At 23.3% G+C, this 14,147-nt stretch carries 11 protein-coding genes and 1 riboswitch; of the genes, 5 read left to right on the forward strand and 6 right to left on the reverse strand.

Features of this window, described 5'->3' with window-relative positions:
• Position 1 precedes the first annotated feature (1 nt).
• Genes EV215_RS01595 through cheB form a run of 3 tightly spaced genes read left to right on the forward strand, consistent with a single transcriptional unit; the run spans position 2 to position 4,337 of the window.
• On the forward strand, positions 2-1,948 hold the full coding sequence (locus EV215_RS01595) for a methyl-accepting chemotaxis protein (RefSeq protein ID WP_166667308.1): 1,947 nt from the start codon (positions 2-4) through the stop codon (positions 1,946-1,948).
• An 11-nt stretch (positions 1,949-1,959) separates the two neighbouring features.
• Positions 1,960-3,258: a chemotaxis protein CheW gene (locus EV215_RS01600; protein WP_134112215.1), complete on the forward strand. Its 1,299-nt coding sequence runs from the start codon at positions 1,960-1,962 to the stop codon at positions 3,256-3,258.
• A gap of 2 nt (positions 3,259-3,260) precedes the next feature.
• Entirely contained in the window at positions 3,261-4,337 is a 1,077-nt protein-coding gene (cheB, locus tag EV215_RS01605) for a chemotaxis-specific protein-glutamate methyltransferase CheB (protein ID WP_134112216.1), read from the forward strand.
• A 26-nt stretch (positions 4,338-4,363) separates the two neighbouring features.
• Here cheB and EV215_RS01610 read toward each other — a convergent pair whose 3' ends face one another.
• From EV215_RS01610 to EV215_RS01630, 6 genes are all read right to left on the reverse strand, one after another.
• Complete coding sequence (locus tag EV215_RS01610) at positions 4,364-5,170, reverse strand: MetQ/NlpA family ABC transporter substrate-binding protein (RefSeq protein ID WP_134112218.1); 807 nt, start codon at positions 5,168-5,170, stop codon at positions 4,364-4,366.
• Between the two features lie 43 nt (positions 5,171-5,213).
• The gene (locus EV215_RS01615; protein ID WP_134112220.1) at positions 5,214-5,867 is read right to left on the reverse strand and encodes a methionine ABC transporter permease; all 654 of its coding nucleotides are present in this window, start codon (positions 5,865-5,867) and stop codon (positions 5,214-5,216) included.
• Positions 5,860-6,873, reverse strand: a complete 1,014-nt coding sequence (locus tag EV215_RS01620; RefSeq protein ID WP_134112222.1) for a methionine ABC transporter ATP-binding protein — start codon at positions 6,871-6,873, stop codon at positions 5,860-5,862. Before EV215_RS01620 ends, EV215_RS01615 begins: the two co-directional genes overlap by 8 nt.
• A 91-nt stretch (positions 6,874-6,964) precedes the next feature.
• A riboswitch (SAM riboswitch) is annotated at positions 6,965-7,088 on the reverse strand.
• Positions 7,089-7,196: 108 nt separating this feature from the next.
• Complete coding sequence (locus EV215_RS10475) at positions 7,197-7,346, reverse strand: hypothetical protein (protein WP_166667309.1); 150 nt, start codon at positions 7,344-7,346, stop codon at positions 7,197-7,199.
• Between the two features lie 9 nt (positions 7,347-7,355).
• On the reverse strand, positions 7,356-8,249 hold the full coding sequence (locus EV215_RS01625) for a glycosyltransferase family 9 protein (RefSeq protein ID WP_134112224.1): 894 nt from the start codon (positions 8,247-8,249) through the stop codon (positions 7,356-7,358).
• Between the two features lie 469 nt (positions 8,250-8,718).
• Complete coding sequence (locus tag EV215_RS01630; RefSeq protein WP_134112226.1) at positions 8,719-10,611, reverse strand: DUF1858 domain-containing protein; 1,893 nt, start codon at positions 10,609-10,611, stop codon at positions 8,719-8,721.
• Positions 10,612-11,111: 500 nt separating this feature from the next.
• On the opposite strand from EV215_RS01630, the gene EV215_RS01635 reads away from it, so the two are divergent.
• Together EV215_RS01635 and EV215_RS01640 are read left to right on the forward strand one after the other, a co-directional pair.
• Positions 11,112-13,028 (forward strand): aconitate hydratase, encoded by a 1,917-nt coding sequence (locus EV215_RS01635; protein ID WP_134112228.1) that lies wholly within the window; start codon positions 11,112-11,114, stop codon positions 13,026-13,028.
• Between the two features lie 109 nt (positions 13,029-13,137).
• The gene (locus EV215_RS01640) at positions 13,138-14,145 is read left to right on the forward strand and encodes an isocitrate/isopropylmalate dehydrogenase family protein (RefSeq protein ID WP_134112230.1); all 1,008 of its coding nucleotides are present in this window, start codon (positions 13,138-13,140) and stop codon (positions 14,143-14,145) included.
• The last annotated feature ends 2 nt before the right edge of the window (positions 14,146-14,147 follow it).

The following is a 14,147-nucleotide window of genomic DNA, read 5'->3' on the forward strand; positions in this document are numbered from 1 at the left end:
AATGGAAAAAAAAAGATTAGAAACGCCAGAAAATTATAAATCTGATTATAAATACAGTATAAAAAATCATAACTATGAAAAATATAATCCTATAAAAGAAAAAGAAATGAGTATAAAAAAAATTAGTAAATCAAAAGAACAAGGAAATTTACGGCGAGAGATGCTCGCTGAGAAAATAGCTTCTGCAACCCAAGAGTTGGTTAAAAATATAGAAAAAATTAAAGAAGGTAATGATTTTTCTATACAAATTTTTGAAAATATTTCTTCTGTAAGCTATGAATCAAGTTCTGCTATTGAAGAGTCAAATCAAATTATTAGTGAAATTAATGATAAAATTAGTTTATTTAAGAAAAGTATAGAAAATTTAAAATTAAATATACTAGATAATAGAAGAATTATAGATTTAATGATAGTAACTTTAGAAGATTTAATAATGGATATCAATGAAATTGTAGAAAAAAATAATGTATCTGTAAAAAAAATAGATGAATTAAATGAAAAAAATAAAATTATAGAAGAATCATTAAAAATTATAGTAAAAATAGCAGATCAAACTAATCTTTTTGCATTAAATGCTGCAATAGAATCATCAAAAATGGAAGGGAAAGGAATCACTTTTGACATATTATCTAATGAAATCAGAGAACTTGCTGATATTTCAGAAAATTCAGCACAAAATATAAATATAATAATAAAAGATTTAAAAAATATTATTATTTCAATTGTAGAGATAATAAATAAAATAATAAATAATTCAAAACAGGATAATAGTATAGGTGATGAAATAAAAATAAAATTAAACTTAATAAATACTAAATTTAATAAAATTTTAGAAAATACAGATAACTTGTTTAGAGAGTTAGATGGGATAATTTTATTATATAAGAAGATAAATTCTCAATCAGAAATATTAACAAATTCTATTCAAAATATATCTATAGCATTACAAGAATCTTCAAATGCAAATGAAGAACAAGTAAAAGCAATAAATGAAATATTGTATGCTTCAAATGAACTATTAGGAGTAGCAGAAAATCTAAAAAATAATATAAAGGTAGGAAATTTAGCAGAGATATTATCTTCTACAGCAGAGCAATTATCTTCTAATATTGCTGAAACAACAAGCGCTTCATATGAAATAATAGAAGGATTAAAATCTATTTCAAAAGAAATAAATGAAATGGGAAATACTATAAAAATCACTAATAAATTTTTAGATGCGATTAAAGATAAAAATAATAGCTTTATACTTAGTTTTAAAAATGATTTTAATGAATTAAATAAAATTTTTGAATTAATTAATGTCAATAATAATAATTTAAAAGATATAAAAAGTGATTTAGAAAATAATATAAATTTATTTATAAATATTTTAGAAAAAATTGATTTGTTTGAAAATAAAATATATTCAATAGAAAAAATAATAAAACAGATAGATAGAATTACTATAAAAATTTCAACTTTAGCGGTAAATGGATTTTTAGAAGCTTCGAGATTTGGTATAGAAGGAGAAGGTTTTACAAGTGTATCAATGGATATAAAACAACTCACATATGATTCTGAATATCAAATAGAAAAAATTAATAATTTGATATTAAAATTGAAACAAAATAATAATAAAATATATTTAAATATAGAAGACTCTAATAGATTATTAAATATTAATAATAAAAAAGCAACTAATACAATTATGGATTTTAATAAAATAAATGAAAAATTTAATTTTTTATTAAAAAATTATACAAATATAATAAATGAATTTGACATTATTAACAATTCTATTTCTGAAATAAAAATTGGACAAGAAAATATATTAATTAGTGTAGAAAAATTAATAAAAGATATAGAAGAGGTTATCAATTTTAATTATAATAAATTTAATTCTTTTGAAGAAATATCAGAAGCAATTGAAGAAATATTATTAGTAGCTGAAGAAATAAAATATTAAAAAGGAGAATTATGAAATATTTTAGTTTTGTTATAAATAAAAAAAAATATATTATTGAAAATAAATATATTAAAGAAGTTATAGAAGAAAATAATATTTCACCGATATATAGCAAAAATAAAAATATATTAGGGATTATAAATTATAGAAATGATATAATTCCTGTATTATCTATTGAAAAAAATATTAATAGTAATAAAATGTTAATTTTAAATTATAATAATTCTTTATATGCTTTAAAAATAGAAAAAATTTTAGAGTTTTTAGATATAGAAGAGTTTTCTAATGAAATAATTAAAATAAAAAATATAGAATACATTTATTTTAATTTAAATAAACTTCTTGAAATAAAAAAAATATTAGTATCAGATACTAATGATACTCAAATTAACAATATCGTTAAAAAACAAATTAAAAAAACAGAAAAATTTTTAATTTTTAAAATAAATAATGAAAAATATGGATTAAATGCTAATGAAATTGTTGAAATAATAAATTATAAAAAAATAAAAAATATACCTTTTAAAAATAAGGATATTAATATTTTAGAATATAAAGGTAAGTCAATAGTTGTTATTGATATTTTAGAAAAAATAAATAATGAAAAAATAAAATTAACAGATTTTTCTAAAATAATAATTTTAGAAAAAGAGAATAAAAAATTAGGAATATTGGTATCTAATATAGTTGAATTAATTGGGAGAGATAATAATGAAATATTAGAAATCCCTCATTATTTAATTAGTAAAAATATAAAAGAAATAAGTAGTATTACTTATGATAATGAAAAGAATATGATTTTTATTTTAGATATATTTATTTTAATGAATTATTATGAAAAAGTTGATATTAGAATAAATAATAAAAATAATAAAGATACAATTAAAAAAACTAGATTTATCGAATTTGAAATAAAAAATAAAAAATATGCTGTTAAATTAAATGAAATAGAAGAAATTTTAAGTTTTGAAAAAAATGATAATTTAAATGTTTATAATTTAAGAGGAGAAGTATTACCGCTATATGATTTAAATAAAAAATTTAATAATAAAAATAAAGAAAATAATCTTAATAATAAAATAATAGTAAAAAAAATTAATAATAATAAAATAGGTTTTATTGTGGAAAAAGTATTAGGGATTAAAGAAATAGAAGAAAATAATATATTAAATATAACAAATATTTTATTATTAAAAATAAAATATTTTAAAGGGGTTTATATTGAAAAAAATATAAAAACAATTATAGTGGATTTAAAAGAAATTATTTCACAAGAAGAGATGAAATTAATTAAAGAAGCTGGTGAATAAAAATGAAAAAAATTAGGGTATTAGTTGCTGATGATTCAGCATTGATTAGAAATTTAATAAAAAATATTATTAAATTAGATAATAGGATAGAAATAATAGATTTTGCTAAAAATGGAATAGAAGCAATAGAAAAAACAATAAATTTAAAACCAGAAGTAGTTCTTTTAGATATAAATATGCCTAAAATGGACGGGCTAACTGCATTAAATAGAATTGTTTATGAAAAAATATGTCCGGTAATAATATTTTCGTCACTTTCAAAAAGAGATTCAGTTATTACTTATGAAGCTTTTGAATTAGGAGCTTTTGCATGTATAGAAAAACCAAGTAGTGGATTATTATTAAATATAAATGATATTTCTAAAGAATTATTACAAATTGTAATAGAAGCTGGAAGAATAGGGAATGATATTAATAAATTAAATTTATTATACAAAAGAGTAAAACATAAACTAATTAAAACTCAAAATTATTATGATTTAGAAGATATTACAAGTAAAGTTGTAAATGCAGTTACTATAGGAATATCTACTGGTGGGCCTAAAAATATATATGAAGTTATACCTTATTTACCTGAAAATTTAAATGCTCCTGTTTTTTTAGTACAACATATGCCGCCAAGTTTTATAGATTCATATGCTGAAAGACTGCACAGATATTCAAAACTAAAAGTTGTTGTTGCAGAAAATGAAATGGAAGTAAAAAATGGTGTTGTTTATGTAGCAAAAGGTGATTATCATTTAAAAATAAAAAAAAATACTGAGGGAAAAGTATTTATAAAATTATCTAAAATACCGGATGATTTATTTATTCCTTCTGTTAATATAATGATGAAATCTGTTTTAAATGTATTTAAAGAAAGAACAATAGGCGTTCTTATGACAGGTATGGGAGATGACGGAGCAGATGCAATGGTAAAGATTAAAAAAAATGGTGGTTTTACAATAACTGAATCTAAAGAAACATCTATTGTTTTTGGAATGCCAAATGAGGCTATAAAAAGAGGTGGTTCTCATATAACATTACCTTCTTATGCTATTGCAAAAGAGATAGTTAATAGAATAAATAAATTAAAATAAGCTACCTATTAAAAGTAGCTTATTTTTTAAAATGCAGGTATTATAGCACCATTATATTTTTCTTTAATAAACTTTTTCACTTTTTCACTTTGTAACACTTTTATAAGTTTTTGTATTTTTTTATTCTTTTCATTTCCAGCTACTACAGTAACTATATTTGCATATGGAGAGTTTGCACCTTCTACAAGCAATGCATCTTTAGCTGGATTTAAATTACTCTCAAGAGCATAATTTCCATTAATTACAGCAGCGTCTACATCTTGTAATACTCTAGGAAGTTGAGCAGCTTCAAGAGCCTTAAATTTTAATTTTTTTGGATTTTTTATTATATCAAATTCTGTAGCATTTAATCCTGCATCATCTTTTAATTTAATTAGTCCTTTATCTTCTAATAAAATAAGAGCTCTTCCACCATTTGAGGGGTCATTTGGTATAGCAATTATTGAGCCATTTTTTAACTCAGATATATTTTGAATTTTTTTAGAAAATAAACCCATTGGCTCTACATGCACAGTTCCTACTGATACTAATTTTAGGTTTCTTTCTTTAGAAAATTTATTCATGTAAGGTATATGTTGGAAAAAATTTGCATCAATTTCTCCATCATTTAATGCTAAATTTGGTGTTACATAATCAGTAAATTCAACTATTTTTAATTTGATTCCCTCTTTTGCTAAATCTTTTTTAATAAATTCTAAAATTTCAGCATGAGGTATAGGAGTTGCTCCTACTTTTAATTCGTTTTCATTAACTTTCTTTTTAAAAAGTCCTGCAAATGTTGTTGTTGATAGTATTAATATTAATACTAAAATAAAAATATTTTGTTTTTTCATAATAAATTCCTCCTTATATATATTTATTTTATTAAAATTTTTATTATCTATTTTTTTTAATATAAAAAACTATTTTATCACCAATATATTGAATAATTTGAACTAAAATAATTATTACAATTACAGAAATTATCATTATATCCATTTTAAATCTTTGATATCCATATCGAATAGCTAAATCGCCTAAACCACCACCACCAATAGCACCTGCCATTGCAGAATATCCAAGCAAGTTAATAATTGTAATAGTAAGCCCATTTGCAATACTTGGCATAGCTTCTGGTATAAGTACTTTTATAATTATTTCAAATGGAGAAGCTCCAAGGGATAATGAAGCTTCTATAAGTCCTTTATCGACTTCTCTAAGAGCGCTTTCTATTATTCTAGCAACAAATGGAGCTGCAGATATGGAAAGTGGAACAATAGTAGCAGTAGAGCCTATTGTAGTTCCTACTATTATTCTTGATAATGGAAAGACTAATATCATTAAAATAATAAAAGGAAAAGAACGTAAAATATTTATAGTAGCATCTAAAATTCTATTTAATTTTGGCATAGATAAAATATTGTCTTTTTTAGTAATTAGTAATAATATACCTAAAGGTCCTCCTAAAATAGTTGAAAAAATTGTTGACCAAAATACCATATATAATGTCTCCCAGATTGAAGGGATTAATAATCTTAAAATATTATCCATTATAAAGCACCTCTATTTCTAAATTTTGATTTTTTAACCAATTAATAGCATTTTCTTGATTTTTTAAATCACCCTCAAATTCAACTATTAAATGACCTATATTAGTAGTTATAAGTTTATTTATACTTCCACCAATTAAATTTACGTCTATATCAAATTTTCTAACTAATTTTGAAATAATAGGTTTATCTACAATTTCTCCTGTGTAAATAATCTTTATAATTTTACAATTATTTTTCTTTAATAAATCTATCTCATCTTTTTCTTCTGGGATTAAATGTGCAACTAGTTCTTTAGTAATTTTACTTTTAGGATTTATAAAAATTTCTTCTGTTTTTCCTTTTTCAACAATTTCTCCATATTGTATAATAGCTGTTTTGTTACAGATATATCTAATTACTTCCATTTGATGTGTAATAAGTATTATAGTTAATCCTAATTTTTCTTGAATTTTTTTTAAGAGTTCGAGTATAGATTTTGTTGTTTTAGGATCAAGAGCACTAGTAGCTTCATCAGACAATAAAATTTCAGGATTATTAGCAAGTGCTCTAGCGATAGCAACTCTTTGTTTTTGACCGCCACTAAGCTGACTAGGATAAAAGTTTGCTTTATCAGATAATTCTACTAATTCAAGTAGTTCGCTTACTCTATTATTAATATCTTTTTTCTTCCATTTAGCTATCTCGAGAGCAAATGCCACATTATCTCTTACAGTTCTAGAAGATAATAAATTAAAATGTTGAAATATCATTCCTGTTTTTTTTCTAAAATTTCTAAGTTCTTTTTTTTTAAAATTAATAATATTTTTTCCATTAATAATAATATTTCCACTAGTAGGTTCTTCTAATCGATTTAACATTCTTATAAATGATGACTTTCCAGCACCACTCAATCCCATAATGCCAAAGATATCATTTTTTTCAATTGTTAAATTCAAATTTTTTACTGCGTGGATTTCTTTTCCATTAGAATGATAAATTTTATTTAGATTTTTTATTTGAATCAAAATAAAACCTCCTATTGTATATATATTTTTTTTAAATCATATAATAAAAAAAACTCTTTCGAATTTGAAAGAGTTTTAATCACAAAACAATCTCTCATCTTCGAATTATTTTGATTTAAAATCTTAAATCAATAATTCACGGAATTAGCACCACACCAAACAGGTAGGTTGCTGAAGTTTCTAAGGGCCGTTCCCTCCACTTCTCTTGATAAGAATTAATATTTAATTTTGACTAATTATACATGTTTTAGTTTTATTTGTCAATAGTTTTTATTTTCATTTTTTTAAATGAAAATTGTAAGTTTAGTTGCACACATTTTCCCCTATGCTAATTTAACTAATTTTTCTTCATAAACTTCATTTGAACTTTTAAATCCAAACATTTTTCTTGAATAATTATTCATCATAGACTCTTTTACCGGATAATAAAGTTTACTTACATTTTTTATCGTTGTAAATCCACTTATTTTCATACTTTAAACTTATCTATTTAGTATTTTTCTAGCTGATATTATAATATCCTCTTCTCTTATACTATCTATATTATCTCTATTACTACTCTCTAATAATATTGACTTATCAGTCTTATTAAACCATTCTCTTGGATTAGTATTTCCTGCAAACAAACTTATTCTTGGAGTATTATAAATATGAGCAAAATGACTTGGTCCACAATCATTAGATATCACAAGAGAAGTCTCTTGTAATAACATTCTAAGTTTGTCAAGTTTTTCTCCTATAACTAAGTTATACTTCTCTTTATAAGGCTTTAGTTCTTCTTGTTCTTTCAACATATCATTTCCTAATATAAAGTTTATTTCATAATCATTTTCAAATTCTCTTACAACTTTTAAATATTTTGACAAAGGATATTTTTTAAAGTCATTACTCCCACCTGGAATGATACTTATACTTTTCTTTCTTCTTACATTCTCTAAATAATATTCTTCTAGTTTTCCATCACAAAGCTTCAAATAGTTATGCGCGATATACTCTTTTTTATTAAAGATCTTTTTTTTCTTGTAAAAAATCGATAATGGATTTTTACGTTTATTTAAATACCCTGTAATATTTCTAAAAAACAAAGCCAATATAAAAGATATTCTTATCGACCTATATCTAAAATTATAAACTTCAGTTACATTATAATCTTTCTTTATTTTTTTTATAATTTTAAACAAATCCAAAAAACTTTTTTTTCTATATTCAAACGCCAAATCTATATAACCTAAGTTTTTTATTACAAAATAAGATTTCTTTGTTCCTACAGTTATTATTTTCTTATTTCCTTTTATTTCTTCAAAAAAAGGTATTTGAGTTATCTGATTACCCAAAAAAGGTTTATTAGGTAAAAGAACTAAAATTGCATTTTCCATTATTTTTTTCTTACCTCCTCCAAAATCTTAAGTTCTTTTTTAGCTTTCTGTAGTTATCTATATAAACAGAATAAATAAAAACAAATTTATAATATATACCATTTTATTCTATTAATTTTACAAAATTTCTTCTGTTATCTTTTAATATTTTTCCTTTTTCCAATAACAATTTAATTAATTTTGCTTTTTCAAATTGCAACTATATCAACCTCACATATCAAGATATCAAAAATTCAAATAAATCTTTAGACTTACCTTTATTCTTATATCTTCTTACTGTTGCTTTTACACTTATTTTATCATATTTAGCTCTTTATACAAATACTTTTAATAGATTTTTCTTGAATAATAATTTTTTTATAATTTAAAATTCATTTCAATTATTTTAGATTTTTATTAGATATAGAGTTTATTATTTTTTATATAATTAATTATACAGTGCTTTATATTTTTTTAATTATAGAATAATTTAATCCAATTTAAATATGCTTAAAAATTTTTCATCTATTGTATCATTTACTATTTTTTCTTTAACTAGTATGTTAAAATATTGTTTTACTTTATCTATAAGTTCCTCGCCATCAACATATTTAAAGTTAACTCTATCTAAAAATTCTTCAATTTTATCTGGAGATTGTCTCATTATATCAAAAGATAATTTAGCAGCCTCTTTTTTATTTTTGATAACCCAATTTATAGCTTCTTTTAGTTCTTCTAATAATACTTTTGTTAATTCAGGATGTTTTCTTACAAATTTCCCTTTTAATACTAATCCGGCATTAGGAAAACTTCCAAATCCATTATTTATATCATTCCATATTTTGTTATATGAAATTATAGAAAAGTTTTCTTTTCTATCTTTCATTGTTTTTATTGCATATGCAGCTTCAGGTTCTCTTAATACTACAGTATCTGCTTTCCCTGTTATAAAATCTAAATATATTTTTTCTGGTCTTCCAAATGGTTTTCCATATTTAAATTTAAAATCATCTACATTAAAGCCACTAGCTTTTATTAAGTATTTAGTTATTTTTGCTGGAGGAGCTTCATCAAATAATGGAGTATATATCTCTTTTCCTATTAAATCTTTAAAACTATCAGCTTTATATCTTGTTAAAATTACAAAATTATCCCATACAAATAAAGCAGGTATTTTAACATCACTATTTTTCAATTTAGAAGAAGTAATAAGTGCAGAAAAACTTATATCAGCTTTTCCATTAGCTATCCAACCTAAATGTTTTTCTGTTTCATTCCAAACTTTTAATTCTTTTATATTTATAGATTTCCTTATTTTTTCAGATTGTAATAATTTCATCATAACTGGATAAGCAACTGGTGTTGCTGATTGAATTACTACATCTACTTTATCATTTTTTATATTTTCCTTATTTTTTCTTTCTATTTTTTTATGAAAATATATCCAGATTTCTTGTTTGTTTTTTTCTTCAATAATATTTTCAAATCCCATTTCACTTAACATGTTAATCATAGGAATAGGATTGAATTTTTGAATTAATATAAATCCATCATCTTCTTTTAAAGAATATGCTTTTTTAATTATTATATCAAATGGATCTGTTTCCATTTCTCGTACATCTAATATATCAAATTCATTTTTTCTATCTTTCCAATTTACTTTTTTATCAATTTCTGGATTAAATATTGATATTCTAAATTCTCTATTTTTTTCAATATTATATTTAAAATTTAATCCTTCTATCACTTTTAATAATTCTGTTGGGAACTCTACAGATAATATTACTATATTTTCTTGTGGTTTTAATTTTGATGTTTTTTTAATTAATTCTTCTACAGTTTCATTATTATAAATAAATCTTTCATTACTTTCTTTCCATGTTATTTTTTCACTTTTCATTTCAAAATCATTGTTATCTTTCATTGCAGTTATACATTCAGGCATATTTTCTACTAATTTTTTTTCTACTCCTAAATATTCATTTATTGTATGTAAAATTTCACATATAGAGATACCTGTAACCTTGGCAGCTTCTTTAAAAGTTACAAATTTTGCTAAAGTATTGTACATAATAGGATTTTGTATTCTTTTAAATTTTGGGGATAATTTTATTAAAACATCTTTTAGATCAGTGTATTTATCTAATGTATCTTTTACATTTGCATTGGCAAATATTGGATCTATATCTTTTTGTTTTATTTCTATTATAGCATTTACAGGACATATAGATTTTGCTTTTTCACATTTTTTAAGTTCATCATTATTTTTTGGTTGTGAAAACACAAATGCTTTATTTTCTTTATTCATATTAAAATTTTCTTCTGCCACGCCAACACAAGCTCTACAACTTATACATTCTTCTGTAACTTTAAATTCTTTCATTTTCTTTACCTCCTAAGTAAACTTTGTTTTAGATATATATTAGCACATCCTAATATTAAAGTCAAAGTAAATTATATTTTTTATATTAAAAAATATAATAAAATTAATAGTTTATTTAATTATACTATACAATTTCCTTTATATCTATTTTTCTTTTTTACGTTAACATTTTCATTACCGTATTCAACATACATAAAATTATCATTCTTATAAATAAAAATTATTTAAGATAATATTTACTTATAAAATACTATTAGAAAAAACTAAATATAATAAAGATTATATTTAGTTTGGGATTCTTAAATAAAAATTATTTAAACTAAATTTTATTTAAGAATTTAAATTATGAAGAGATATAGTTATTTTTATGTAAAATATATTTTATATATGATTTTTATTAAAAAAATATATTAGATAAAGTACATACTTTTTTATATAATATATATGTAATAATTCTTGTGTATACACGAAAATATTTAGAAAATGGAGGTAAGTTCAATATGGGGATGAGTTTAGCCTATAAGATTTTATCTAAAAATCTTATTAATGGAGAATTAAAAGCCGGAAATGAAATAGAAGTAAAAGTTAATCAAACGTTAACTCAAGATTCAACAGGTACAATGGTTTATTTGCAATTAGAAGCTATGGGAATAAAAGATATAAAAACAGATTTATCTGTAGCATATATTGATCACAATACTTTGCAAGCTGGTTTTGAAAATGCTGATGATCATACATTTATAAAAACAGCTGCAGCAAAATATGGAATAATTTTTTCAAAACCTGGAAATGGTATATGTCATCAATTACATTTAGAAAGGTTTGGTAAACCAGGTAATATTTTACTTGGTTCAGATAGCCATACTCCAACAGGTGGAGGAATGGGTATGATAGCTATTGGTGCTGGGGGGCTTGATGTAGCTGTAGCTATGGCAAAAGGAAGTTATTTTTTAACTGTACCTAAAGTATTAAATGTAGAATTAAAAGGTAAATTAAAACCTTGGGTAAGCGCAAAAGATGTAATATTAAAAGTATTACAAGAACTTACAGTTAAAGGCGGAGTAGGATATATAGTAGAATATACTGGTGAAGGAGTAAAATCACTTTCACTTACAGATAGAGCTACTATTACAAATATGGGAGCTGAACTTGGAGCAACTACTTCAATATTTCCAAGTGATGAAATTACTTATGATTTCTTAAAAAGACAAAAAAGAGCTAATGATTATACAGAATTAGCAGCTGATATTGATGCAAATTATGATAAAAAAATTGTCATTAATCTAGATGAGTTGAAACCTATGGCAGCATTTCCACATAGTCCAGATGCAGTAAAAGAAATAACAGAAGAAAATAAAATAAAAGTTGATCAAGTAGCTATCGGTTCTTGTACAAATTCTTCATATACTGATCTTATGAAAGTTGCTGCAATACTAAAAGGGAAAAGAATAAATCCAGATGTTGATCTAGTAATATCACCTGGTTCAAGTAATATATTAAAAATGATGGCTGATAATGGAGCTCTTGGAGAGCTTATTAGTGCTGGAGCAAGAATTTTAGAAGCAGCTTGTGGACCATGTATAGGAATGGGACAGGCGCCTAAATCAAATGCTATATCACTTCGTACTTTTAATAGAAATTTTAAGGGCAGATGTGGTACTAAAAATGCTGATGTTTATTTAGTTTCTCCAGAAGTAGCGGCTGTTTCAGCTCTTGAAGGATATTTAACTAATCCAATGAATTATGGAGAAGCACCTAAAATAGAATTACCTAAAGAGTTTCAAGTATATGAAAATTATTTTATATATCCACCTAAAAATAGAGAAGGTCTCGAAGTAATAATGGGACCAAATATTAAACCATTTCCATTAAATAATGCTTTAGAAAATAGTATTACTAAAAATGTAATATTAAAAACAGGAGATAATATTACTACAGATGATATTATGCCTTCGAATGCAAAATTATTACCATTTAGATCAAATATACCAAAATTATCTGAAAGTTGTTTTGCTACAATAGTAGATGATTTTAAAGCAAGGTCAGAAAAATATAATGGTGGATTTGTAATAGGTGGAGATAATTATGGACAAGGTTCAAGTAGAGAACATGCAGCTTTAGTTCCTTTATATTTAAAAGTAAAAGCTGTTATTGCAAAATCATTTGCTAGAATTCATAAAGCAAATCTTATAAATTCAGGGATTTTACCATTAGTATTTGAAAATAAAGAAGATTATAATAATATTGATGAATTTGATGAATTAGTACTTAATAATTGTATCGATAGTGTAAAAGCAGGTATATTTACAATAGTAAATAAAACTAAAAATAAAGAGTTTAAAGCTATTTTAGAAGTATCAGATAGAGAAAAAGCAATACTTCTTGAAGGTGGATACTTAAACTATGCAAAAAAATAAAATTAATTTTGATTATTAATTGATATAAAGAAATTCAAAGTTTTATAAAATTATTAATACTTTGAATTTCTTTTATATATGAAAAAATAAAAATAAGGGGGATATACGTATGTATAATGTAACTTTAATTCCAGGTGACGGTATAGGACCAGAAATAGCCGCGATTACTAAAAAAATAATTGATGCTACAAAAGTAAAAATAAATTGGGAAGAGGTTAACGCTGGAATAGATGTATATGAAAAAACAGGAGAATTAGTACCCAATAATGTATTTGAAAGTATCGAAAAAAATAAAATTGCATTAAAAGGGCCTATTACTACTCCTATAGGAAAAGGTTTTAGAAGTATAAATGTTCAACTTAGAAAAAAATATGATCTATATTCAAATGTTAGAGAAGTAAAAAGCTTTGAAGGAATAAAAAGTAGATATGAAAATATAGATATGGTTATATTTAGAGAAAATACAGAAGGTTTATATATAGGTAAAGAAAATAAAATTGATGAAGAAACAGTTGAAGCTATAAAAGTAATTACTAAAAAAGGAAGTACAAGAATAGTAAAAGCTGCTTTTGAATATGCTAAAAAAAATAATAAAAAAGTTGTTACGGTAGCACATAAAGCCAATATTTTAAAATTTGCTGATGGGTTATTTTTAAATTGTGCTAGAGAAGTAGCAAAGGACTATCCAGAAATAGAATTAAAAGAAGTAATTATTGATAATATGTGTATGCAAATGGTAATTAATCCAAATCAATTTGAAGTAATAGTTACTATGAATTTATATGGGGATATTCTATCTGATTTAGCTGCTGGTTTAATTGGAGGATTAGGTATGGCTCCAGGAGCTAATATTGGGGAAGATATTGCGATATTTGAAGCTGTTCATGGTAGTGCTCCAGATATTGCCGGTAAAAATTTAGCAAATCCAACTGCACTTCTTTTATCTGGAATATCTATGTTAAGATATCTTGGTGAAAATAAAAGAGCAGATATAATATTAACAGCATTAAAAGAAACATTTAAAGAAGGAAAAGTATTAACAAAAGATTTGGGAGGTAATGCAACTACTACAGAATTTGGAGATTATTTAGTAGATAAAATCTCTGCACTTCTTTAAAA

Source organism: Hypnocyclicus thermotrophus (assembly GCF_004365575.1).
Lineage (GTDB): Bacteria > Fusobacteriota > Fusobacteriia > Fusobacteriales > Fusobacteriaceae > Hypnocyclicus > Hypnocyclicus thermotrophus.